Annotated in this window: 21 protein-coding genes; 8 read left to right on the top strand and 13 right to left on the bottom strand. The window is 65.8% G+C overall.

Annotation, left to right across the window (positions count from 1 at the left end):
• Window positions 1-24: 24 nt before the first annotated feature.
• Window positions 25-567, top strand: a complete 543-nt coding sequence (locus EYF70_RS28540; protein WP_131148388.1) for an acyl-CoA thioesterase — start codon at window positions 25-27, stop codon at window positions 565-567.
• Between the two features lie 9 nt (window positions 568-576).
• On the opposite strand, the gene EYF70_RS28545 is transcribed toward EYF70_RS28540, so the two are convergent.
• The 3 genes from EYF70_RS28545 to EYF70_RS28555 are packed head-to-tail and all read right to left on the bottom strand — an operon-like array spanning window position 577 to window position 4,235.
• Window positions 577-1,095: a GNAT family N-acetyltransferase gene (locus EYF70_RS28545; protein ID WP_131148389.1), complete on the bottom strand. Its 519-nt coding sequence runs from the start codon at window positions 1,093-1,095 to the stop codon at window positions 577-579.
• Between the two features lies 1 nt (window position 1,096).
• Window positions 1,097-2,716: an FAD-dependent oxidoreductase gene (locus EYF70_RS28550; RefSeq protein WP_131148390.1), complete on the bottom strand. Its 1,620-nt coding sequence runs from the start codon at window positions 2,714-2,716 to the stop codon at window positions 1,097-1,099.
• 7 nt (window positions 2,717-2,723) lie between these two features.
• Window positions 2,724-4,235, bottom strand: coding sequence for a polyamine aminopropyltransferase (locus tag EYF70_RS28555; protein WP_131148391.1), 1,512 nt, complete (start codon window positions 4,233-4,235; stop codon window positions 2,724-2,726).
• A gap of 52 nt (window positions 4,236-4,287) precedes the next feature.
• Between EYF70_RS28555 and EYF70_RS28560 the strand changes: the two genes are divergently transcribed.
• The 6 genes from EYF70_RS28560 (at window position 4,288) to rsgA (ending at window position 9,103) form a co-directional block, all read left to right on the top strand.
• Window positions 4,288-4,674, top strand: a complete 387-nt coding sequence (locus tag EYF70_RS28560) for a DUF350 domain-containing protein (RefSeq protein ID WP_131148392.1) — start codon at window positions 4,288-4,290, stop codon at window positions 4,672-4,674.
• Window positions 4,675-4,684: 10 nt separating this feature from the next.
• Window positions 4,685-5,746 carry an SPFH domain-containing protein gene (locus EYF70_RS28565; RefSeq protein WP_131149406.1) on the top strand — a complete coding sequence of 354 codons (1,062 nt, stop codon included), beginning with the start codon at window positions 4,685-4,687 and terminating at the stop codon, window positions 5,744-5,746.
• A gap of 13 nt (window positions 5,747-5,759) precedes the next feature.
• Window positions 5,760-7,226: a DUF4178 domain-containing protein gene (locus tag EYF70_RS28570; protein ID WP_131148393.1), complete on the top strand. Its 1,467-nt coding sequence runs from the start codon at window positions 5,760-5,762 to the stop codon at window positions 7,224-7,226.
• Window positions 7,223-7,396 (top strand): hypothetical protein, encoded by a 174-nt coding sequence (locus EYF70_RS31205; protein ID WP_165497810.1) that lies wholly within the window; start codon window positions 7,223-7,225, stop codon window positions 7,394-7,396. The genes EYF70_RS28570 and EYF70_RS31205 overlap by 4 nt, the downstream gene beginning before the upstream one ends.
• Window positions 7,393-7,767, top strand: coding sequence for an adenosylmethionine decarboxylase (gene speD, locus EYF70_RS28575; RefSeq protein ID WP_229420606.1), 375 nt, complete (start codon window positions 7,393-7,395; stop codon window positions 7,765-7,767). Before EYF70_RS31205 ends, speD begins: the two co-directional genes overlap by 4 nt.
• Window positions 7,768-8,020: 253 nt before the next feature.
• Complete coding sequence (rsgA, locus tag EYF70_RS28580) at window positions 8,021-9,103, top strand: ribosome small subunit-dependent GTPase A (protein ID WP_131148394.1); 1,083 nt, start codon at window positions 8,021-8,023, stop codon at window positions 9,101-9,103.
• Between the two features lie 60 nt (window positions 9,104-9,163).
• Here the strand turns inward: rsgA and EYF70_RS28585 are convergent, their stop codons facing one another.
• The 3 genes from EYF70_RS28585 to EYF70_RS28595 all read right to left on the bottom strand — a co-directional run bounded on the left by EYF70_RS28585 (window position 9,164) and on the right by EYF70_RS28595 (window position 15,560).
• The gene (locus EYF70_RS28585) at window positions 9,164-9,553 is read right to left on the bottom strand and encodes a VOC family protein (protein ID WP_131148395.1); all 390 of its coding nucleotides are present in this window, start codon (window positions 9,551-9,553) and stop codon (window positions 9,164-9,166) included.
• A 75-nt stretch (window positions 9,554-9,628) separates the two neighbouring features.
• The gene (locus EYF70_RS28590; protein WP_131148396.1) at window positions 9,629-10,312 is read right to left on the bottom strand and encodes an outer membrane protein; all 684 of its coding nucleotides are present in this window, start codon (window positions 10,310-10,312) and stop codon (window positions 9,629-9,631) included.
• 22 nt (window positions 10,313-10,334) lie between these two features.
• The gene (locus tag EYF70_RS28595; protein ID WP_131148397.1) at window positions 10,335-15,560 is read right to left on the bottom strand and encodes a beta strand repeat-containing protein; all 5,226 of its coding nucleotides are present in this window, start codon (window positions 15,558-15,560) and stop codon (window positions 10,335-10,337) included.
• Window positions 15,561-15,916: 356 nt separating this feature from the next.
• On the opposite strand from EYF70_RS28595, the gene EYF70_RS28600 reads away from it, so the two are divergent.
• Entirely contained in the window at window positions 15,917-16,390 is a 474-nt protein-coding gene (locus EYF70_RS28600) for a hypothetical protein (protein WP_229420607.1), read from the top strand.
• 282 nt (window positions 16,391-16,672) lie between these two features.
• Here the strand turns inward: EYF70_RS28600 and EYF70_RS28605 are convergent, their stop codons facing one another.
• The 7 genes from EYF70_RS28605 to atpE all read right to left on the bottom strand — a co-directional run bounded on the left by EYF70_RS28605 (window position 16,673) and on the right by atpE (window position 22,574).
• Window positions 16,673-17,098 (bottom strand): F0F1 ATP synthase subunit epsilon, encoded by a 426-nt coding sequence (locus tag EYF70_RS28605; RefSeq protein WP_131148399.1) that lies wholly within the window; start codon window positions 17,096-17,098, stop codon window positions 16,673-16,675.
• Between the two features lie 162 nt (window positions 17,099-17,260).
• On the bottom strand, window positions 17,261-18,661 hold the full coding sequence (gene atpD / locus EYF70_RS28610; RefSeq protein WP_131148400.1) for a F0F1 ATP synthase subunit beta: 1,401 nt from the start codon (window positions 18,659-18,661) through the stop codon (window positions 17,261-17,263).
• Window positions 18,662-18,693: 32 nt separating this feature from the next.
• Window positions 18,694-19,569, bottom strand: a complete 876-nt coding sequence (gene atpG / locus EYF70_RS28615) for a F0F1 ATP synthase subunit gamma (RefSeq protein WP_131148401.1) — start codon at window positions 19,567-19,569, stop codon at window positions 18,694-18,696.
• A gap of 56 nt (window positions 19,570-19,625) precedes the next feature.
• Complete coding sequence (atpA, locus tag EYF70_RS28620) at window positions 19,626-21,167, bottom strand: F0F1 ATP synthase subunit alpha (RefSeq protein ID WP_131148402.1); 1,542 nt, start codon at window positions 21,165-21,167, stop codon at window positions 19,626-19,628.
• Between the two features lie 75 nt (window positions 21,168-21,242).
• A complete protein-coding gene (locus tag EYF70_RS28625; RefSeq protein WP_131148403.1) occupies window positions 21,243-21,776 on the bottom strand; it encodes a F0F1 ATP synthase subunit delta in 534 nt (177 codons plus the stop codon).
• A 2-nt stretch (window positions 21,777-21,778) separates the two neighbouring features.
• A complete protein-coding gene (locus EYF70_RS28630; protein ID WP_131148404.1) occupies window positions 21,779-22,249 on the bottom strand; it encodes a F0F1 ATP synthase subunit B in 471 nt (156 codons plus the stop codon).
• A 40-nt stretch (window positions 22,250-22,289) separates the two neighbouring features.
• Window positions 22,290-22,574 carry a F0F1 ATP synthase subunit C gene (gene atpE / locus EYF70_RS28635; RefSeq protein WP_130186860.1) on the bottom strand — a complete coding sequence of 95 codons (285 nt, stop codon included), beginning with the start codon at window positions 22,572-22,574 and terminating at the stop codon, window positions 22,290-22,292.
• Window positions 22,575-22,667 lie beyond the last annotated feature (93 nt).

The following is a 22,667-nucleotide window of genomic DNA, read 5'->3' on the forward strand; positions in this document are numbered from 1 at the left end:
TGCGGCTTTTTCAACGGGATTCCGATGAACCTGTGGTTCCGCCTGCTGTACCTGCTGATCAGCACTCCGTTCCGTCCGAAGCTGGCCGCGCCGCACGGCGTCTCGCGCCTGGACTTCCGGGTCTGGTTCAACGACCTCGACACGAACGGCCACGTCAACAACGGCCGCTACTGGACACTGTTCGACCTGGGCCGCACCGACATCATGCTGCGCATGGGGCTATTGGGCGCGGTGTTGAAGAACAAGTGGACACCGATCGTCGGCGGCGGCGCGATCCGCTTCCGGCGCGAGCTGCGGCTGTTCCAGCCCTTCGTGCTGGAAACGCGGATCGCCGCATGGACGGAAAATCGCGTGGTGTTCGAACAGCGCATCCTGTCCGACGGCGATGTGGTGGCGACGCGGGCGCTGGTGCTGGCCGGCCTGTACTCCCGCAAGGCGCGAGGCTTCGTGCCGATCGAAACGATCTTCAGCAGCGTGGGCGTGACGGGCGTGCAGTCGCCACCGCTCGATGGCGCGGTGCAGGCGATGCTGGACCTGGATGCGGCAATGAAGCTGAACGCGGATTGAGACCGCTGGCTAGCTCTGCGGCCGTAGCCCGATGCGGAGCAAGCCGCTGCCATCTTCCCGATACCCGAGCCGTTCGAACATCCGCCGTGCCCGCGCATTTTCCGGCGCGACGTCCGCCAGCAATGCGTGCAGCCCCAGTACCCCTGTGGCATACGCCGTCAAGACGGCAAGCGCTTCCGCCATGTGCCCCCTGCCCCAGGCCGAGCGCCTCAGCAGGCACCCGACCTGCGCAGCGCGGCCGGCCGCATCGAAGCTGTGCAGGCCGCACGTGCCGATCAATTCGCCGCCATCGGCCAGCACGATGGCCCACTCCAGCGACTGGCCACTGGCCAGCAGGCGGCGCACGCTGGCCAGCATCTGTCCGACCGTGGCCAGGTCGGGAAACGGGTCTTCGTCCGTATAACGCATGACGAGCGGATCGGCATAAATGGCGAAGAGCGCCGCCGCATCCTGTTCGCCCATGGGCCGCAGCGCGACGTGTTTGCCTTGCAGGACCGGCAACGCTGCGGGAAGGTGCAGTTCGTTCATCTCAGGACAGTGCCGCCCGCGCCGCCTGCCAGCCCCACCACGACGCTTCCTCGAATACCGAAAACCCGGACAGGTCCGAGTGCGCGAACAGCACCGGCCCGCTGGCATCGCGCAGCGCCTGCACGCCGGGATTGGACAGGAAGCCCGGCAGCGGCGCGGCCATCGCATGGGCGCGCAGCGTGATGTCGGCACGCTGCACGCAGCCGTCGAACGCATCGCCGTAGGCGGCGCGCAGGTCGACGGTGGCCAGCGCCAGCAGTTCCTCGGGCGCGGCGGACTGCATCCACTTGCGCGCTTCGCGCGGATCGCGGTCGGCCAGCGCCACATAGCTGGTGAAGACCGTTTGCGCCGGCGGCGTCTGGCGAATGTCCTGGTGGGTGGACACCACGTAGCCCAGGCCCTGGGTGCCATGCACCACGTTGTCCCATGACAGCGGCGCTTCCGGCAGCTCTTCGGGGAAACGCTCCAGCAGGAAGTTCGTCACCAGCCAGGGCGCGTACGCCGGCATGTGCCGGGCCGGATCGAAACCATGGCTGGCGATGTCGTCGACGACATGGCTGGCCACGAACAGCGGCATCGCGCAGATGGCCTTGCGGGCCCGCACCAGGTAGGTACGCGGCTTGCCGTTTTCCAGCACGAAGCACAGCGCCTCGGCGCGCCCGTCCACGGCCTTCACGGAGGCCACCGTGCCGGCCCGCCGCTGCGCGCCGGTGCGTTCGGCCAGCTTCTCCGCCAGCGGTTGCAGGCCGCCGGGCCATGTCAGCCAGGCGCCGCCCTCGGCATTGGCGGCTTCGCCGCCGCGCGCGCAAAAATAATGCAGGCCCGCCCAGGCCGAGACGCGATCGACGCCGGTGCCATAGTCGTCGCGGCAGCAATAGTCGAGGTACCACAGCAAGGTTGGCGCCCGGTAGTTGTTCTGTTCCAGCCAGGTCTTGAACGTGATGGTGTCGAGCCGGCGCCAGGCCGGATCGTTCGAGGCATGCGCGGCCGGCAGCGTGAAGATCTTGCGGCGGTCCGCGCCGCGCATGCCATGCAGCTTTTCCATCTCGGCGTTGAAGCGCGCATGCTCGGCCAGTTCCGCCTGCGGCACGCCGGCGCGCGGCGTGATGCCTTCGTGCCACTTGCCGCCGTACAGCAGCCGTTCATGGGGCGCGTGCAGGATCAGCTTTTCATCGTAATGCGGCTTCGGGCCGTACGGATCGCGCGTGATGATACCCAGGTCGTACAGCAGGTGCCGCACGTGCAGGCATTCCTGCGGCGGGATCGGCAGGTAGTGCGCGCCGGTCGGATAGGCCAGCGCGCCATAGGCGCCGCCGGCCGCGTTGCCGAACGGTTCCGGACCATCGACCATCAGCACGTCCTCGATCCCCTCGCGGCGCAGCTTCCACGCGGCGGTCAGGCCGGCGATGCCGGAACCGAGCACCGCGACGTCGGCCTCGATGACTTCCGATGGCGCGGGCAGCGCCTGGCGGTCGCGCACAAGGTGGCCTTCGGCGCGGCCGGGGTAATGGAGTGCGGGCTTGATTTCGCGCCAGCGCCCATAGGCGGCGATGCCCGCGGCGGCGGCGGCACCGCCGGCCCCGAGAGCGGCGGTCCAGCGCAGGAATGAACGGCGTTCCATGGTGTCCTCAGCGGATCGTGCGGTGCCAGTCCTGCTCGAACTCGTGCACCAGGGATTGGGTATTCAGGCGGTTCGGCGCCATCTTCAAGGGCTGCATGTCCGGCGGGAAGGTGAACATCGCCGCCGTCGTGGCACCGTTCAGGAAGCGCATCGGCAGCCGGTACGAGGCCGGCGGCGTGTAGACGCCCTGCGGCGACGCGAGGATGAAGCCCCATTCGCCGAAGGATGGCACATACAGGTGGTAAGGGTGGGTTCGCAAGCCCACTTCGCGCAGCGTGGCATCGATGGTCCAGAACGCGTGCGGCGCGAAGTACGGCGAGGTCGACTGCACCACCACCAGGCCATTGGCCGCCAGGTGGTGCCGCAGCATGCTGTAGAACGGCACCGAATACAGCTTGCCGAGCGCGAAGCTGGACGGGTCGGGGAAATCGACGATGACGGCATCGAACATCTCGCCGGTGTCGCGCAGCCACACGGCCGCATCGGCGTTGATCACTTTGACGCGCGGGTCCGACAGCGCCCCGTGGTTCAGCGCGGCCAGTTCGGCGCGCGACTTGAACGCGGCGGTCATCGCCGGGTCCAGGTCGACCAGCGTCACCTGTTCGATGTTCTTGTAGCGCAGTACTTCGCGCGCCGCGAGGCCGTCGCCGCCACCCAGCACCAGCACGCGCCTGGCCCACGGCAGGCGTTCCAGCGCCGGGTGGACCAGCGCTTCGTGGTACCGGTATTCATCGCGCGACGAGAATTGCAGGTTGCCGTTGATATAGAGCCGTGTGTCGTCCTTCCAGCGCGTGATCACGAGGCGCTGGTAGGGTGTGCTGGTGGCGTACACGATCTCGTCGCCGAACAGCGAATGTTCGCCGAAGTGGGTCAGCCGGTCGGCACTGGCAAAGCCGAAGCCCAGCGCCACCAGCACGCCGCAGGCCCGCAGGGTGCGGCCGGCGAGGTGCGTCAGCTCGGCGCGGAACACATGGATGGTCCACAGCGCCACGCCGATATTGAGCATGCCGAACAGGTAGCCGGTGCGCACCAGGCCCAGGTACGGTGCCAGCACCAGCGGGAACAGCAGCGACACGGCCAGCGCGCCCAGGTAGTCGAACGTGAGCACGCGGCTGACGATATCGGCGAACGCGGTCTGGCGCGCGTTCAGTGCCCGCATCACCAGCGGCACTTCCATGCCGACCATCGCGCCGATCATGAACACCAGCACGTACAGCAGCAGCCGGAATGAGGCCGCCGACCACGAGAACGTCAGGAACAGCAGGGCCGCGGAGACGCCGCCGATCAGGCCGATGGCCAGTTCGACGTCGACGAAGCGCGCCAGCACCTGCTCGTCCTTCACGTATTTCGACAGGTGGGCGCCGACACCCATGGCGAACAGGTAGCAGCCGATGATGGTGGAAAACTGCAGTACCGAATCGCCCAGCAGGTAGCTGGACAGCGCGCCGGCGATCAGTTCATACGCCAGGCCGCAGGAGGCGACCACGAACACGGACAGGATCAGAATCTTTTTGGTCATTGCCCCGCGCCTGGATTATCATGTTCCGTTTGAAAGTTTGCCACTATAGACCATGTTCGCCGTCGCCAACTACCTGATCCACCTGTGCATCGCCGCCGCGCTGCTGGCCGTGTTCTTCAAGGCTTACACGTGGATGACGCCGTACGACGAAGTCCACCTGATCCGGCAAGGCAACCATGCGGCGGCCCTGTCGCTGGGCGGCGCGCTACTGGGCTTTTCGCTGACCATCGCCTCGGGGCTGCTGCACACGCGTAACTACCAGGAATTCTTTGCCTGGGTGTTCGGCGCGATGATCGTGCAGGCGCTGGCCTATGCGGTGACCACGCGCGCACTGAAGATGGCCAAGGACCAGATCGAGGCGGGCAACAGCGCCTTCGGCGGCCTGCTCGGCACCATTTCCCTTTCCATCGGCGGCATCAACGCCGCCTGCATTTCCTGAGGAGTCCATGATGGGTATCGGCAGCTTTATCAAGAAACAGTTCATCGATGTCCTGCAATGGAACGAGGACCAGGAAGGCGTGCTGGCCTGGCGCTACCCGATGCAGGATTTCGAGATCCAGAACGGCGGCGTGCTGGTGGTGCGCGAATCGCAGGTGGCGGTGTTCGTCAACGAGGGCCAGATCGCCGACGTGTTCGGCCCCGGCACGCACAAGCTGACGACGCAGACGCTGCCCGTGCTGACCAACCTGAGGAACTGGGACAAGCTGTTCGATGCGCCGTTCAAGTCGGACGTGTACTTCTTCAGCACGCGCGTGCAGACCGGCCGCAAGTGGGGCACGCCGCAACCGGTGACAATCCGCGACAAGGATTTCGACATGATCCGGGTGCGCGCCTTCGGCATGTATTCGTATCGCGTGGCGGACGCCCGCAAGTTCTTCACCGAGATCAGCGGCACCCGCGACACGTACACGCGCGATGAAGTGGAAGACCAGCTGCGCGGCATCCTGCTGTCGACGATGGCCAGCTCGATCGGCGGCTCGAACGTGGCCTTCCTCGACATGGCGGCCAACCAGGCGCTGATGGCGCAGGAAATCAAGGGCGACCTGGCCGATGCGTTCGCGCGCTACGGCATCGGCCTCGATGAATTCAACGTGGCGTCCGTGAGCCTGCCGGACGAATTGCAGCGGGCGCTGGACGACCGCATCTCGGCCGGCATGAAGGGCGGCCTGTCGGCCGACAAGATGGCCGGTTTCACCCGCTACCAGACCGCCACCGCGATCCCGCTGGCGGCGCAGAACGAAGGCGGCATCGCCGGCATCGGCGCGGGGCTGGGCGCCGGCGTGACGATCGGCCAGGCGATGGGCCAGGCGGTCGGCGCTTCGCTGACGCCTGTCGCGCCGCAAGCGGCCCCCGCCCCCGTGCAGGCCGCGCCGGCGCCGGTGGCGCCACCGGCCGAGGAATCGATCGAGGGCCGCCTGCAAAAGCTCAAGGGCCTGCTGGACAAGGGCCTGATCTCCGCCGCCGACTATGACAGCACGAAAGCCGAGCTGCTGAAGAAACTGATCGGCTGACGCGGGCCGCGCATTGATCACTGCTTCCTGCCCCAACTGCGGCGCCGAAGTGCGCTTCCGCTCGCATGCGGCCGTGATGGCCGTGTGCGAGTTCTGCCGCACCGGCGTGCTGAAGGATGCCGGCAGCGTACGTGACCTCGGCAAAATTTCGGAGGTGCTGGAAGACTATTCGCCGATCCAGCTCGGCACGTCCGGCACGTGGGCCAAGCGGCCCTTTACCGTCATCGGGCGCCTGCAGCTGCGCTACGAGGCCGGTTTCTGGAACGAGTGGTACCTGCTGTTCGACGATGGCCAGGCGGGCTGGCTGGGTGACGCCTCGGGCCAGTTCACGATCACGCTCGAACGGCGCCTGGAAGGCCCGCTGCCCGCCTTTGGCGAGCTGCGCGCCGGCCAGTATGTGATGGTCGCCGGCGAGCGCTGGATGGCGGCGGACGTGCGCACGGCGCGCTGCACCGGCGGCCAGGGTGAACTGCCGTTCCGCGTGACCGACGGGTGGCAGGCGAAAGTGGCGGACCTGCGCGGCGGCGGCGCTTTCCTCACGCTGGACTATTCCGACGGCGACCGGCCGCTGGCCTACGGCGGCGTGCCGGTGACGCTGGACAGCCTGCGCCCGCAATTGCTGCGCGACGAGCAGGAGATCGCCCGCACGGCGGGCCGCTTGCGGGGCAAGGTCCAGGCACTCGATTGCCCGTCGTGCGGCAGCGGCATCAAGTACCTGCCGGGCATGACGGCGAACCTGGTGTGCCCGGCCTGCAGCGCGCAGCTCGACGCAGCCAGCCCGAAGATCGAAGTGCTGCGCGCCGGCGAGCGGGTGGAGGCCGAGCCGACCACGCTGCCGCTGGGTGCCGAGGGCAAGCTGGGCAGCCAGAGGCTCACCGTGATCGGCGTGATGCGCCGCGAAGATGACGAGGGCACCGGGTGGACCGAATACCTACTGTACGGAAGCCGGGCCGGCTTTACCTGGCTGGTGGAGACGGACGATGGCTGGCAGCGCTCCGACGCGATGGACGTGTGGCCCGACTGGCGCGGCGAGTCGGCAATGCTCGACAACGTCTCGTACCGGTGGCTGTATGACTATCCTGCCCGCGTGACGTTCGCCGCCGGTGCATTCAACTGGCGCGTGGAAGTGGGCGATGTCATGGAGGTCCAGGAATTCCAGTCGGGCCAGGTCACGCTGGCGGCCGAACGCGGCGCCAGCGAGATCACCTGGTCGCGTTCCACACCCGTGGCGTTCGACCAGCTGAAGGCCTGGTTCCCCGCCGTATTGAAGGCAACACCGCCGCCGCCACCGCGCACGCCGGGCACGCTGGCCAGCACCACCCGCTACCGCAGCTCGGCCAAGTTCCTGATCATCGCGGCCGGCGTGCTGAACGCGATCCCGCTGATGGCCAATTTCGGCGGCACGGTCGCCTTCACGGTGCTGGCCGGGCTGGCGCTGTACCTGCCGGCGATCTTCCTGGATAACAACGACAAGCCATGAAGAAGTTCTGGATCTACGGCATTGCCGTCGTCTTCGTCTCGACCGTACTCAGCTGGACCAACATGGGGCCCAGGACGGGCGGCTTCGCGCGGACCTACGGCGGCGGCTCCACCTGGTCGTCGAACACGGGCGGCGGCGGCTGGGGCGGTGGTGGCGGGGGCCATAAGTGAGTGCTTACAAGGCCGAGGGAACCCATCTGTTGGCGGACTTGTCCGGTATCGCACCCGACCAGCTGACGAGCTGTGCCCGCATCGAAGCGCTGCTGCGTATGTCGGCGCAAGCGGCCGGCGCGCACATCCTGCACAGCCATTTCCACGGCTTCGGCCCCGGGCTCGGCGTGACCGGCGTCGTGCTGCTGGCTGAATCGCACATCTCGATTCATACCTGGCCCGAGCAGCAATTCGCCGCGGTCGACATCTTCATGTGCGGTGCCGCTGCGCCGCAGCGCGCGCTGGACGTGCTGCGCACGGCGCTGGCGCCTGCGCACTGCCGCGTGCGCACGGTGCAACGCTGTGCGGTTGACGAAGCCATCACGGAATGAGAAACTTGCAGTTCCACTAACGCCTACAGGAGACAAGCATGAACGCCACGGACATTGCCTTCCTGTCGGCCGCGTAACAGCGCTGGACTTCGCCTGATTCCCCGGTTCTCATCCCGGTTGTAATCTTCCCGGTGTTCCCGGCGCCTGTCGCGCCGACCTTCCCCTTCGACGTTGCCGCCCGAAGCCACTAGCTTTGCGCGCGGCTTGTGCTCGCGCCTGCCGCGAGCTGTGAACTCATGGGAACACCACCATCATGCTGCACATCGACATCGATGTTTTACGCACTATCGGACTGAACAACCTGACCGCCGGCCACCTGGCGGCACTGGATACCACGCCAACCATGCGCCCGATGCGCATCGCCGCCATCCATGGCGAATGGATGACCGTGCACGACGGCCATGCCGACCGGCAGGCGCGTGCCCTGCCCCGCCTGCTGTCGGCCCTGGCCGACGACGAAGACGCGCTGGCGGTGGGCGACTGGGTCGCTGTCGACGACCTGGACGGCGAACACTGGATCGCCTTGCGAGCCGCCCCGCTGACGCAGGTCGCGCGCCGTGCCAACGATGGCCGCCGCCAGGTATTGGCCAGCAATATCGATACCGCGTTGCTGGTCATGGGCCTGGACCTCGACTTCAACCTGCGCCGGCTGGAGCGGTATATCGCCGTGGTGCAAAGCGCCGATATCGCGCCCGTGGTGGTGCTGACCAAGGCCGATATCGCCACGGAGGTGGACGAGAAAGTGGCGGAGGTCCAGCGCCGGCTGCCGGCCGGGATCGCCGTGCTGGCGATCAATGGCTTGAGCGGCGCGGCTGCCGCAGCCTTGCAACCGTGGCTCGGGGCGGGTCAGACCTTGTGCCTGCTCGGCGCGTCGGGCACCGGCAAATCGACGCTGACCAATACGCTGACCGCTGCGTTGAACGATGCGCCAGGCACCGGCGTCCAGGAAACCAGCGTCACGCGCAAGGGCGATGGCCGCGGCAGGCACACGACCACCGCGCGTTCGCTGCACCGCTGCACGGGCGGCGCCTGCATCGTCGATACGCCGGGCCTGCGCACCTGGCGGCCGGACGCCGACGAGAAGACGCTGGCCGCCACGTTCGACGATATCGCCGACCTGGCGCAGCACTGCCAGTTCCGCGACTGCCAGCATGGGCTGGAACCGGGTTGCGCGGTGCGCGCGGGCGCCGATCCGGACCGGCTGGCCAATTACCACAAGCTGTTGCGCGATGCCCGGCGGGGCGCGCAGACGCCGCTGGACCGGATTGCCGAACGGGCGAAGTGGAAGGTGATCGTCAAGTCCGCGCAGCGGCGCCAGCGCGAGAAGGGAAGATAAGGGGGAGCGATGGCGGCGCGTGCCGGCCTGCCGCCACGGCAAAGCCGGCGTTCGGGAACGCTACTTCTCCTGGAGCGTCGCCTCGATGTTGTTGCCGTCGAAGTCGAGGATGTAAGCGCTGTAGTAGTGGCCCGAGCCCACCCGCAAGCCGGGCGGGCCGTGGTCTTCGGCACCGTGTTCCATCGCCGCCGCGTAGAACTTGTCCACGGCGGAGCGATCGGGGGCGGCGAAGGCGATATGGATCGGCGCATTGCCGGCCTGGTGGCCGGCACGCCAGTACGTGGGGATCTCGGAGCCCAGCCAGATGAACGGCTGGCCTCCCTCGGCAGCGTAGATGGCCCAATCCATGTCGGTTTCGGTGCGACGGATTCCCAGCGGCGCCAGGCAGGCGTCATACAACGCCGCGCTGCGCGTGAAATCCGTCACGACAATACCGAGATGATGAAACATGCGCTGCTCCTGGAGTCAGAGAGACCAGCCTATCATTGTCGACCGCTCTCTGGCGCGCGCAAGCGCCGCGGCACGTCAGAAGTGCCGCGAATAGCCCAGCGACAGGGCGCCGAAGCGGCGCCGTTCGTAGTCCACGGCCACGTCGCCACCGCGCTCCGGCGCCGGCAAGGCCAGCCATGTGTATTGCAGCGACAGCGCCTGCCCGGGCGCAACGCGGTATTCCAGGCCGGCGCGCAACTGCCATGCGAATCCGCTTTTCGACGCGGGACCGAAACAGCGGCAGTTGAAACTGCCCAGCGCCAGGTCCGGCAGCTTGACGCGCCCCCAGCCGATCCCGCCGCCGACAAAGGTGCCCAGCGATTCGGACAGCCGGTCGGTGCGGTAGGCATTGGCGAACACGGCATCGTAGTGGCCGCGCGCATCGGCCGCCTCGGTCACGGGCCCCAGCGCCAGCTGCTCGACGCGCAGCGCGCCCCGTTCGTATTCCAGTTCGTAGCGCGCGTGTTCGGTGGCATGCCCCACCTGGATGCCGCCATGCAGGCCGCGCTTCAGTTCGGCCCGGCCGTCGAAAGCCACGCCGCCGCCGAAATCGACGCGGGCATCCCAGTGGTCCAGCGTATTGGCGCCCAGGTGGGCGCCCCAGTAGCGGTAAGACTGCGGGTAAGACTGGGCAGTTGCGGTCGCGGCACCCAGCGCCCCGGCCGCAAGCATAGCCACGACAACCGCCGCGTGCACGGAGCGATACTTCATTCGTTTCATGTGCCTCCCGACATTGACTCGATCAGTTGGTGAACACGGTACCGAACGCGGCGTTCAGCTCGGCGGCCGTGGCGGCCGAGCCGTGCGCGATGCCGATCACCGTGACCTGTTCAAAATAATTCTGCTCGACGGCATCGATGAAGCCCGCCGCGCTGCTCGACTGGTAGCTTGCCGCCAGTTGCTGCACCAGGGCCTGCACCGACGCGTTGTCCTGGTTGGCCACAAGGTACCCTTCCGCGTCGAAATCGAACGCGTTGGTGGTCGTCGCGGCAAACTTCGCGCCGCGGTCGGTGTAGCCCTGTGCCGCCAGGCCCAGGCTTGCCGCGTCGTCCAGCGACACCAGCTGGGTCTGGCCGCGCGCATCCTGGTACAGGTGGAATTGCGTGCCGATACCGCTGCCGGCCGCCGCGGCCGTGAAGCCGCCCGCCCCGGCCACCGCGCCATAGCATGCATAAGGCAGCGCCTGGCCGGCGGCCGCGAAAGTCCAGTCCTGCGTGAACGGCTGGTAATACGCCGTCATCTGCTGCCCGCCCGGCATTGCGTCGAACGCCACGCCTTCGAACGCGTTGCCGGCCACGGCCGCCTTCTGCGCCGCCTCGGCGGCACTGGCCGTGTAGTACCGGTCGCCGCCGGCCAGGACGATGCTGTAGACCTGGTGGTCCGGCGTATCGAACGCCAGCATGCCCGGGTCGACGATGGTGCCGTTGACGAGCCCATCTTCGTCGCCCCAGCCGCCATCCGTCAAGGTGAGCACGATACGATCGGTGCGGCCGTCGCGGTTCAGGTCCACCAGCGTGGCGCCGTTGTCCATCGTGTCCAGGCGGCCGTCGTCCAGGAAGCTGTAATAGCTTTGCGTGGCGCTGTCGAACTTGAGGAAATTGTTCGCCAGCGAACCGCCGCCCGCCAGGTCGATGACGACCCGGGTCTGCAGGCCTTCGCGCGTCGCGTCGAGGTCGGGCAGGCTGGCCACGCCCTCTTCCGCCGTGACCGTGAAATTGAACACGGGCGAGGTGGCACGGTACTGGGTCGGCAGCACGGCCGGCAGGTCGGTCAGGCTCAGGTCCTTCAGCTGGGCGCCCGCCGTCAGCTGCACCGCCTCGGCGCTGCTGCCCACCGAACCCGCGAGCACCGCGCCGAACGAGGACGCCGCGGCGTTCTTGCCCATCATGAAGTCGGCCAGCGAACGCATCGGCATTTGCGCCACCGCGTGCTGCTGCCAGTCGAGCACTCCGTCATGGTTGAAATCGCCCCCATTGGCCGCCAGCTCGATCGACGGGGCCACGCCATCGACGTCGGTCACGATGGTGACGGACACGGGGGATTGCGCCACCAGGTTGCCGTTGGCATCGAGGATCTGTGCATTGAACGTGTAGACGCCATCGTCCAGCAAGCCGGCGCCGACGTTGATCTTGCCGGCGGCGATATCCTCGGCCGTGATGGCACTGTTGGCCACCACCTCGCCGGCCGCGCTCAGCAGGCGCACGCTGCCGCCGGGCGCCAGCAGCGTGCCGCCGCTGATCGTGAACTCGGGCGTGACGACGCTGGTGACGGTGTCGGACTGGCTGGCGCCGTCGTCCGATGCCGGGTCGAGGCCGATCTGGAGGCCGGGGGTGGCCGGCGTCTCGGGCGTGGTTGGCGTTTCCGGCGTGGTTGGCGTTTCCGGCGTGGTTGGCGTTTCCGGCGTCGTTGGCGTCTCGGGTGTGGTCGGCGTTTCCGGCGTCGTCGGCGTTTCCGGCGTCGTCGGGACTTCCGGCGTCGTAGGCGTCTCGGGCGTCGTCGGGGTTTCCGGCGTCGGCGGCGTCTCGGGCGTGGTCGGGGTTTCCGGTACGGGCGGCGGAACAACCACCACGTCGTTGTCCGCGATCGTGCCGGTGGCGGACACGCCGCCCACCGTCAGCACGGCGCTCTCGGGATTCTCCACCAGCGCATCGTCGATCGTCGGTAGCGTGACCGTGAAGGCCGTGACGCCGGCCGGAACGATGACGATGCCGCTCGACGCGTTACCGTCCTGCCACGCCACGCCATCGCTGAACGACAGGCTGCCCAGGTCCTGCGCGGCAGCGGTGCCGCCCAGCGCCAGCGCGAATGCGACCGGGCCCGCACCGGCCATGTTCAGCGTGACCGCGTACGCCAGCGCCGCGCCTTCCGTGACGCTGGTGGCGCCACTGGACGGTTGCGCCGCGGCGAAGGCCGCAACGGCGGCGATGGCCGGTGCGTCGTTGTCCGTCACGGTACCGGAAGCAACGATGCCGCCCAGCGTGATCACGATGTTTTCAGCCAGTTCGACCAGCGCGTCGTCCACGGTGGCGACATCGATCGTGAAGCTGGTGACGGCGGCCGGCACCACGACGATGCCCGTGCTCGCATCGCCGTTCTTCCAGGCCACGCCATGCGAGAAGGTGATCGCGCCCAGGTCCGCGGTGGCGGCAGTGCCAGACAGCGCGAGGGCATATTCGCCGTCGGCCACGCCGGCCGCGCTGACGCTGACGGTATAGCGCAGCGTATTGCCCTCCACCACGGCGTTGTCGACCGGGTTGACACCCACGTTGGCGGCATCCTCGGCGACGATGGCCGAGATGCTGCGGCTGTCGTTGTCCGTGATCGTGCCGGTGGCGGACACGCCGCCCACCGTCAGCACGGCGCTCTCGGGATTCTCCACCAGCGCGTCGTCGATCGTCGGCAGCGTGACCGTGAAACCGGTGACGCCAGCCGGAACGATGACGATGCCGCTCGACGCGGTACCGTTCTGCCACGCCACGCCATCGCTGAACGACAGGCTGCCCAGGTCCTGCGCGGCAGCTGTGCCGCCCAACGCCAGCGCGAACGCGACCGGGCCGGCGCCGGCCATGTTCAGCGTGACCGCGTAGGCCAGCGCCGCGCCCTCCGTGACGCTGGTCGCGCCACTGGACGGTTGCGCCGCGGCGAACGCGGTCACGCCGGCGATGGCCGGCGCGTCGTTGTCCGTCACGGTACCGGAAGCAACGATGCCGCCCAGCGTAATCACGACGTTTTCCGCGGATTCGACGAGCGCGTCGTCCACCGTGGCGACATCGATCGTGAAGCTGGTGACGGCGGCCGGTACGACGACGATGCCGGTAGCGGGGTCGCCGTTTTTCCAGGCCACGCCATCGGAGAAGGTGATCGCGCCCAGGTCCGCGGTGGCGGCGCTGCCGGACAACGCGAGGGCATATTCGCCATCGGCCACGCCGGCCGCGCTGACGCTGACGGTATAGCGCAGCGTATTCCCTTCCACCACGGCGTTGTCGACCGGATTGGCACCCACGTTCGCGGCATCCTCGGCCACGATGGCCGAGATGCTGCGGCTGTCGTTGTCGGCGATCGTACCGGTGGCCGACACGCCGCCCACCGTCAGCACGGCGCTTTCCGCGTTTTCGACCAGCGCATCGTCGACCGTGGGCAGCGTGACCGTGAAACCGGTGACCCCGGCCGGGACGACGACGATGCCGCTCGCCGCGTTGCCGAGCTTCCAGGCCACGCCATGGCTGAACGACAGGCTGCCCAGGTCTTGCGGGGCCGCCGTGCCGCCGAGCGTGAGCGTGTACTCGGTGGCCGCCGGGCTCGCGCCGTTCAGCGCCACCGTGTACACCAGCGTGGCGCCTTCGGTCACCGCGTTATCGACCGGCGTGGCACCGGTATGCGCGGCATCCTCGGCCAGCACGCTGGCGACGGCCTGGCTGTCGTTGTCCGTGATCGTGCCGGTGGCGGACAGCCCGCCCACCGCCAGCACGGCCGTTTCCGCCGCTTCGATGACCGCGTCGTCGACCGTGCCGACGGTGACGCCGAACGTCGTGACGCCCGCCGGCACGACGACGATGCCACTGCCGGCATTGCCGTTCTTCCAGGTCACGCCCGCAGTGAACGCGAACGACGACGTGTCGCTCACGCCGGCGGTGCCGGACAGGACCAGCGCGTATTCGGTCGTCACGGGGCTGGCGCCGCTCAGCGTCACGGTGTACAGCAGCGACGCGCCTTCGGCGACGCTGTCGTCGGCCGGCAGCAGGCCGGGGTGCGCCGCATCCTCGGCCGTGACGGCGGCCACGGCCTGGCTGTCGTTGTCCGTGATCGTGCCGGTCGCGGTCACGCCGCCCACCGTCAGCACGGCCGTTTCGGCCGATTCGATGGCGCTGTCGTCGACCGTCGGCACGGTGATCTTGAAGCTGCCCACGCCGTTCGGCACGACGACGATGCCCGAAGCCGGGTTGCCGTTCTTCCAGGTCACGCCGTCGGAAAACGCCAGCGTGCCCAGGTCGGCCGTGACGGCACTGCCGCCGTGCACCAGCGCATGCTCGCCGCCGGTACCGCTGAGTATCACCGTATAGACGAGCGTGCCGCCTTCGCCGACGCTGCTGTCGACAGGCGTGGCGCCCAGGTGCGCGCCGTCTTCGGCCACCACGCTGGCGACCGTGGCGGCGATGGGCACGGCGCCATCGTTGTCGGTGATCGTCAGCACGCCGGTGTTGTCCGTGATGGCGGCGAAGGTGCTGTCGCTCAGCACCACGGACACGTGGCGCGCGCCATCGATCGCCGCGGTATCGGTCAGCGGAACCGTGATCGTCTTGCTGGTCTGGCCCGGTGCGAAGGTCAGCGTCCCCGTCACCGCGCTGTAGTCGGTTCCGGCCACGGCGCTGCCATCGACGGACGTGTAGCGTACCGTGACGGTATCGCTGCTCGTCTGGCTGAGCGAGACGGTGATCGTGGCCGTGCCTGCCCCTTCGTCCACGGTGGCGTCACCGACGGTGAGCTTGGGCTGGTTGGCCAGGTAGGCGTTCAAGGTGGAGAGCAGGCCCTGGGTGGCGGCGTTGCCGCTGACCGACCCGTTCGAGATCGTCAGTGCCTGGCCGTTGAAGGTCAGGCCGATGAAGCTGCGCGGATCGCCATTCGCCTCCGTCCAGGGATCGATGAATACCGTGCCGCCTCCTGCCTTCGCCAGCGTGTAGCTGCTGCCCTTGGCATAGAACACCATGGTGCTGACGGTACCGCTGGGCGCGCGCCAGTTGATCACGCCTTCGATGCGGTGCTGCACGCCGGCCGCGTCTGTGACGAGGATCGTGCCCGACAGGTCGTTGCCCTGGGCGCCGCCAAACTGCCCGTTGTCCGTGGCCTGTTCGAATTGCAGCTTCGACCAGCCGAGCGTCGAGGCGAGGGAAGCGTTGGTCGCTTCATTGTTCCTGAGGGCGTCGCCGACGAAACCATTGGCGAACGACACGGATACGGTGGTGATTGGCATTGGTGCTTCCTGAAAGGATGATCGATGGCCGGCCGGACGGACGACGGATTTCAGGCGGGGATGGGGCGCAGACGGATGGGGTGCGGCGAGGGCATGGCCGCGGACTCAAGCATACTAGGAAGCAATCCACGTGCAAAACGAAGCAGCTGGCAAGTTGCCAGGGACATATGATATTGTGGTTGCTGCACGACAATTGTTCATGCCGCGATGCCGTTGTTACAATGACGGGCGCTCGGTTACACTGTCGGCTGCCATCACCATCGACACCGACCATGCGCCGACTCGCGCTCTGCACCCTCCCCCTACTGCTTGCCATGACCGGTTGCGGCGACAGTTACCAGCCCGAACAGCTGTACATGGCCACTACCCCCGATTGCAACACGTGGGTTGAAGGGTCGACGTTCAATCTCCCGGAAGGCGTCAGTGTTTCCGCCACCAGTCCCGTCACGCTGCGGCAAGGCGGCGCCGAGTTCGGCATCATCTACCTGGTGCCGCGCGGCGGCCGGGTGCAGTTCGTCACGCGTGCCTTCAACGTCACGCAGCCGAAAGGCGCCACGGTGGCCAAGGCCAAGGTACTGAGCTATTACCAGCGCGGCACCAACAACCGGGCGGAAATGGTGGAAGTGATCACGGATATCCCCGGCCTGCTGCTGCCCGTCGCCACGGCGGATGTCACGCAATGGCGCATCCGGCTGGGCGTCGACAGCGGCCTGCCCGACCGGTTCGACCTGGTGCTGTCCGATGTCATCATTGCCGAGAAGCGCTACCCGGTGCGCACCTTTACCTATCGGTGGTTCCCCGAGCGCAAGGCTTACGGCCTTTGCCGCTAACGTCGGCGCGTTGATCGAGACGCCTGGAAATATTTCCAAAAATCGGGGACTGTCCCCGTTTTCAGGAAATTTTTCCCGATATCGAGCATGCCGTCCGCGGGCCTGCCCTGCGTGCCGGACGAGCTCCTCTCACATCCGGGAAATGTTGCCAAAAAATGGGGACTGTCCCCGGTTGTAAAATTGCCGAAAACCGGGGTCAGACCCCGAATTTTGGCAACTTTCCAGGCAATGGACGAAAAAAAAAAGCAGCCCGCAGGCTGCTTTTTTCTGGATGCATCCAGATCAGTGCTTGTTCTGGCGCAGCTTGGCGATGGCTGCCAGCTGGCCGATGGCCGCTGCCAGTTCCGCCTGCGCTTTCGCGTAGTCGATGCCGGTCTGGTTGTTGGCCAGGCTTTCTTCCGCCAGTTTCTTGGCGGCTTGCGCCTTGGCTTCGTCCAGGTCGCCGCCGCGGATCGCGGTGTCGGCCAGGACCGTCACGGCGTTCGGCTGCACTTCCAGCAGGCCGCCGGCGACGAAGACGAACTCTTCTTCCGACTTGCCCTGCACCTGGATGCGCACCGCGCCCGGACGGATACGGGTGATCAGCGGCGTGTGCTTCGGGTAGATACCCAGCTCGCCCTGTTCGCCCGGCAACGCGACGAAGGTGGCTTCGCCGGAGAAGATCAGCTCTTCCGCGGAGACCACATCGACGTGAATAGTGTTAGCCATAGTTGTCCTATCGGATTCAAAGCAGCACCGATAAACCTACTGCGCGTTGCATTTTCGATCTCCGTTGCTCCGCATCGGCGGACCGGCCGTACCAAAGTACGACCTGCTATGGAATCGAAACTGCTACCGCTCGCTACGGTTTCTCGGGCTGCTTATGCGGTATTAACCGAGCTTCTTGGCTTTTTCGATCGCTTCTTCGATCGTGCCGACCATGTAGAACGCCTGCTCCGGCAGGTGATCCAGTTCGCCGGAAGCGATCATCTTGAAGCCCTTGATCGTGTCCTTCAGCGAAACGTACTTGCCCGGTGCGCCGGTGAAGACTTCGGCGACGTGGAACGGCTGCGACAGGAAACGCTGCATCTTACGGGCGCGAGCGACCAGCAGCTTGTCTTCCGGTGCCAGTTCGTCCATGCCCAGAATCGCGATGATGTCACGCAGTTCCTTGTAGCGCTGCAGCGTGCCCTGCACGGCGCGGGCCGTGTCGTAGTGGTCCTGGCCGACGACCAGCGGGTCCAGCTGGCGGGAAGTCGAGTCCAGCGGGTCCACTGCCGGGTAGATACCCAGCGAGGCGATGTCACGCGACAGAACGACGGTGGAATCCAGGTGACCGAAGGTCGTCGCTGGCGACGGGTCGGTCAAGTCATCCGCAGGGACGTAGACGGCCTGGATCGACGTGATCGAGCCGGTTTTCGTCGACGTGATGCGTTCCTGCAGGCGGCCCATTTCTTCGGCCAGCGTCGGCTGGTAGCCCACGGCGGAAGGCATACGGCCCAGCAGTGCGGACACTTCGGTACCGGCCAGCGTGAAGCGGTAGATGTTGTCGACGAAGAACAGCACGTCCTTGCCCTGGTCGCGGAACGATTCCGCGATGGTCAGGCCGGTCAGTGCCACGCGCAGGCGGTTGCCCGGCGGTTCGTTCATCTGGCCGTACACCATGGCCACTTTGGAGTTGCCCAGGTTGTCCAGGTCGACGACCTTGGCATCGGCCATTTCGTGGTAGAAGTCGTTACCTTCGCGGGTACGCTCGCCCACGCCGGCAAACACGGACAGACCCGAGTGCGCCTTGGCGATGTTGTTGATCAGTTCCATCATGTTGACGGTCTTGCCCACGCCGGCGCCGCCGAACAGGCCGACTTTACCGCCCTTGGCGAACGGGCACACCAGGTCGATCACCTTGATGCCGGTTTCCAGCAGGTCTTGCGACGGCGACAGCTCGTCGTAGGCCGGCGGGGTGCGGTGGATCGACGCGGTCTGCTCTTGCGAGACAGGGCCACGCTCGTCGATCGGGTTGCCCAGCACGTCCATGATGCGGCCCAGGGTACCGTTACCCACTGGCACCATGATCGGATTGCCGGTGTTCTGGATGGTCATGCCGCGACGCAGGCCGTCGGAAGAACCCAGCGCGATGGTACGGACAATGCCGTCGCCCAGCTGCTGTTGAACTTCCAGGGTCAGCTCGGAGCCTGCCATTTTCAGCGCGTCAAAAACCTTAGGCATCGCGTTGCGCGGGAACTCCACGTCCACCACGGCGCCGATACACTGAACGATTTTGCCATCAGCCATTTTCGTTCCTTCAAATATAGTTAAATTCGTTTTTAAACCGCTGCCGCACCGGCCACGATTTCAGAGAGTTCTTTGGTAATGGCTGCCTGGCGGGTCTTGTTGTACACCAGCTTCAGTTCGCCGATCACACTGCCGGCGTTGTCGCTGGCGGCCTTCATCGCCACCATCCGCGCCGACTGCTCGGACGCGAGGTTTTCCGCCACGGACTGGTACACCAGGGCTTCCACGTAACGTTCCAGCAGTTCGTCGATGACGGTCCCTGCATCCGGTTCGTAGATGTAATCCCAGGTGATGCCGCCCTTGTCCGCCGCGCGCTTTTCAGCGGTCAGCGGCAGCAGCTGCTCGACCATCGGTTCCTGCTTCATCGTGTTGATGAACTTGGTGTAGCACAGGTAAACCGCGTCCAGCTTGCCTTCCTGGAACTTCTCCAGCATGACTTTCACGGGGCCGATCAGCTTTTCCAGGTGCGGGGTATCGCCGATCTGCGTCGCCTGCGCCACCACGGGCACACCGATGCGGTTCAGGAAACCCAAGCCCTTGTTGCCGATCGCGACCGCTTCAACTTTATTGCCGGCCGCTTCCAGTTCCTTCGTCTTGTTCGTCACCGCGCGCAGCACGTTGGTGTTCATGCCACCGCACAGACCCTTGTCGGTCGTGATGATGATGAAGCCAACGGCTTTTGCCTGCGTGCCCTGGGCATCGGCCAGGAACGGGTGCGTGTACTCGGGATTGGCGCCAGCCAGGTTCGCGGCGATATTACGAATCTTGTCCGCGTAGGGACGGGCGGCGCGCATGCGATCCTGCGCCTTGCGCATTTTCGATGCGGCGACCATTTCCATCGCCTTCGTGATCTTCTTCGTATTCTCTACGCTCTTGATCTTGCCACGTATCTCTTTGCCTACTGCCATGAGTCCTTACTCCTTCTGCGCGAATGGCGGTTCACCAGGGTGAACCGCCGTGCCGCTTAAAATGCGCCGGATTTCTTGAAATCAGCGATGGCCGCGGACAGCGTTGCTTCGCTATCCTTGTCCAGTTGCTTGGTTTCTTCGATCTTCGACAGCAGGGCAGCTTGCTTCGACTTCAGGTACGAATGCAGGCCCGCTTCGAACGGCAGCACTTGCTTGACGCTGATATCGTCCAGGAAGCCCTTGTTCACGGCGAACAGCGACGCGGCCATCAGCGAGGTCGACAGCGGCGAGTATTGCTGCTGCTTCAGCAGTTCCGTCACGCGGGCACCGCGGTCCAGCTGCTTGCGGGTCGATTCGTCCAGGTCGGAAGCGAACTGCGCGAACGCAGCCAGTTCACGGTACTGCGCCAGGTCGGTACGGATACCGCCGGACAGGCCCTTGATGACTTTCGTCTGCGCGGCACCACCGACGCGGGACACCGAGATACCGGCGTTGATCGCAGGACGGACGCCGGCGTTGAACAGCGAGGTTTCCAGGAAGATCTGGCCGTCGGTGATCGAGATCACGTTGGTCGGCACGAACGCGGACACGTCGCCAGCTTGCGTTTCGATGATCGGCAGTGCGGTCAGCGAACCGGTCTTGCCGGTCACGGCGCCGTTGGTGAAGGCGGACACGTAGTCGGCGTTCACGCGGGCTGCGCGTTCCAGCAGGCGGCTGTGCAGGTAGAACACGTCGCCCGGGTACGCTTCGCGGCCCGGCGGACGGCGCAGCAGCAGGGAAATCTGGCGGTAGGCAACGGCTTGCTTCGACAGATCGTCGTACACGATCAGCGCGTCTTCGCCGCGGTCGCGGAAGTATTCGCCCATCGTGCAGCCCGAGTAGGCCGAGATGTACTGCATGGCGGCCGATTCGGACGCCGTGGCGGCGACGACGATCGTGTATTCCATCGCGCCGTGCTGTTCCAGCGAGCGGACGATGTTCTTGATCGTGGAAGCCTTCTGGCCGATGGCGACGTAGATACACGTCATGCCCTGGCCCTTCTGGTTGATGATCGCGTCGACTGCGACAGCCGATTTACCGGTCTGGCGGTCGCCGATGATCAGCTCGCGCTGACCACGGCCGATCGGCACCATCGCGTCGATCGACTTCAGGCCGGTCTGCATTGGCTGCGACACGGATTCACGGGCGATCACGCCCGGCGCGATCTTTTCGATCGGCGAGGTCAGCTTGGCATCGACCGGACCTTTGCCGTCGATCGGCTGGCCCAGTGCGTTGACCACGCGGCCGCGCAGTTCCGGACCGACCGGCACTTCCAGGATGCGGCCGGTGGTTTTCACCGTGTCGCCTTCGGAGATGTGCTCGTAGGCACCCAGAATCACGGCGCCGACGGAGTCGCGCTCCAGGTTCATGGCCAGGCCAAAGGTGTTGCCCGGGAATTCGAGCATCTCGCCTTGCATCACTTCGGACAGACCGTGGATGCGGCAGATACCGTCGGCAACCGAGATGACGGTGCCTTGATTGCGCACTTCAGCGCCACTGTCAATGCCTTGGATCCGGCTCTTGATCAGCTCGCTGATTTCAGATGGGTTGAGTTGCATGGTAACTCCTAATTGTGTTCTCTCAGCTTGCGCGAGGGTATAAGGGTCTGCCGCGGCGGACGCGATCCTGCCCGATTACGACGTCAGCGCGACGCGCATCTGTTCGAGCCGGGCGCGGACCGAAGTGTCCAGCACTTCGTCACCGACCACCACGCGCACGCCACCGATCAGCGATGGATCGACCGTGACTTGCGGGTTCAGCTTGCGGCCGAATTTCTTTTCCAGCGTGGCGACCAGGGTGGCGGTTTGCGCGCCATCCAGATCGAATGCGCTCGTGATTTCGGCATCCGCCGCACCTTCCACGCCATTCTTCAGGTCGTGGAATTGGGCGCCGATTTCCGGCAGCAATGCGATGCGGCCGTTTTCGATCAGCGTCGAGAGAAAATTGTTCGCTTCCGCGGTCAGCGGCGACTTCAGCAGGGAGGTGATGGTGGCCAGCAATTCGCTGTCCGTCACCTTCGGGTTGCGGGCATATGCCAGCACCTCTTCGTGCGAACCGATCTGGGCCAGTTCGGACACCAGATCGGACCACTGCGCGAGGTTGCCAGCCTGGGCTACGCGGAAGAGGGCTTCCGCGTAAGGACGAGCGACGGTTGCGAGTTCAGCCATAATTACAGCTCGGTCGCAAGGCGGTTCAGCAGGTCGGCGTGGGCCGACGCGTTGACTTCGCGCTTCAGGATTTGCTCGGCGCCCTTGACTGCCAGGTCGGCAACCTGGGCACGCAGTTGCTCGCGTGCCTGGGTAACCTGCTGGTCGGCTTCGGCCTTGGCGGTCGCGATGATGCGGTCCGCTTCAGCCTTGGCGTTGGCCTTGATTTCTTCAGCGATCAGCTGAGCGCGCTTTTCAGCGTCCGCGACGCGCGACGCAGCTTCGTCACGCGCGGAGGTCAGGGCTTCCGTGGCGCGCTTTTCAGCTGCCGCCATCGAAGCCTGGCCCTGCTCGGCAGCAGCCAGACCGTCCGCGATACGCTTGGCACGCTCATCCAGCGCAGCATTCAGCGCCGGGAATACGAATTTCATCGAGAACCAAACGAGCACCGCGAAGGTGATCATCTGACCGATGAGAGACATATTGATGTTCATACCTTGCTCCTAAAAAGTTTCCCCTGGTTGGAGCGGTAAATTACTGGCCTGCGATAGCGGCGGTCAGCGGGGTCAGGAACGGGTTAGCGAACGTGAACAGCAGAGCAACACCAACGCCGATCATCGAGATCGCGTCCAGCAGACCAGCGATAACGAACAGCTTGGTTTGCAGTTGCGGCATCAGTTCAGGCTGACGTGCCGAAGCTTCCAGGAACTTGCCACCCAGGATAGCGAAGCCCAGAGCGGTACCGATTGCGGCCAGGCCGATGATGATAGCCACGGACAGAACGGTCATGCTTTGTACTTGTGCGATCAGAGCTTGCATTTAGATTTCTCCTAAGATTTAAAAAAAACGACAGATACCAGATTTAAAAAACTCTTTTTACTACATACCGCTCGGCATCCCGCCAGGCCGTCT

Origin of the sequence: Pseudoduganella albidiflava, from assembly GCF_004322755.1 — a bacterium.
GTDB classification, from domain to species: Bacteria; Pseudomonadota; Gammaproteobacteria; order Burkholderiales; family Burkholderiaceae_D; genus Rugamonas; species Rugamonas albidiflava.

Bases quoted from the DNA above. Each gene is read 5' to 3' on its own strand.
- EYF70_RS28540 (WP_131148388.1), top strand. From the start codon at position 25: ATGAACCTGTGGTTCCGCCTGCTGTACCTGCTGATCAGCACTCCGTTC.
- EYF70_RS28545 (WP_131148389.1), bottom strand. From the start codon at position 1,095: ATGAACGAACTGCACCTTCCCGCAGCGTTGCCGGTCCTGCAAGGCAAA.
- EYF70_RS28550 (WP_131148390.1), bottom strand. From the start codon at position 2,716: ATGGAACGCCGTTCATTCCTGCGCTGGACCGCCGCTCTCGGGGCCGGC.
- EYF70_RS28555 (WP_131148391.1), bottom strand. From the start codon at position 4,235: ATGACCAAAAAGATTCTGATCCTGTCCGTGTTCGTGGTCGCCTCCTGC.
- EYF70_RS28560 (WP_131148392.1), top strand. From the start codon at position 4,288: ATGTTCGCCGTCGCCAACTACCTGATCCACCTGTGCATCGCCGCCGCG.
- EYF70_RS28565 (WP_131149406.1), top strand. From the start codon at position 4,685: ATGGGTATCGGCAGCTTTATCAAGAAACAGTTCATCGATGTCCTGCAA.
- EYF70_RS31205 (WP_165497810.1), top strand. From the start codon at position 7,223: ATGAAGAAGTTCTGGATCTACGGCATTGCCGTCGTCTTCGTCTCGACC.
- rsgA (WP_131148394.1), top strand. From the start codon at position 8,021: ATGCTGCACATCGACATCGATGTTTTACGCACTATCGGACTGAACAAC.
- EYF70_RS28585 (WP_131148395.1), bottom strand. From the start codon at position 9,553: ATGTTTCATCATCTCGGTATTGTCGTGACGGATTTCACGCGCAGCGCG.
- EYF70_RS28590 (WP_131148396.1), bottom strand. From the start codon at position 10,312: ATGAAACGAATGAAGTATCGCTCCGTGCACGCGGCGGTTGTCGTGGCT.
- EYF70_RS28595 (WP_131148397.1), bottom strand. From the start codon at position 15,560: ATGCCAATCACCACCGTATCCGTGTCGTTCGCCAATGGTTTCGTCGGC.
- EYF70_RS28600 (WP_229420607.1), top strand. From the start codon at position 15,917: ATGGCCACTACCCCCGATTGCAACACGTGGGTTGAAGGGTCGACGTTC.
- EYF70_RS28605 (WP_131148399.1), bottom strand. From the start codon at position 17,098: ATGGCTAACACTATTCACGTCGATGTGGTCTCCGCGGAAGAGCTGATC.
- atpD (WP_131148400.1), bottom strand. From the start codon at position 18,661: ATGGCTGATGGCAAAATCGTTCAGTGTATCGGCGCCGTGGTGGACGTG.
- atpG (WP_131148401.1), bottom strand. From the start codon at position 19,569: ATGGCAGTAGGCAAAGAGATACGTGGCAAGATCAAGAGCGTAGAGAAT.
- atpA (WP_131148402.1), bottom strand. From the start codon at position 21,167: ATGCAACTCAACCCATCTGAAATCAGCGAGCTGATCAAGAGCCGGATC.
- EYF70_RS28625 (WP_131148403.1), bottom strand. From the start codon at position 21,776: ATGGCTGAACTCGCAACCGTCGCTCGTCCTTACGCGGAAGCCCTCTTC.
- EYF70_RS28630 (WP_131148404.1), bottom strand. From the start codon at position 22,249: ATGAACATCAATATGTCTCTCATCGGTCAGATGATCACCTTCGCGGTG.
- atpE (WP_130186860.1), bottom strand. From the start codon at position 22,574: ATGCAAGCTCTGATCGCACAAGTACAAAGCATGACCGTTCTGTCCGTG.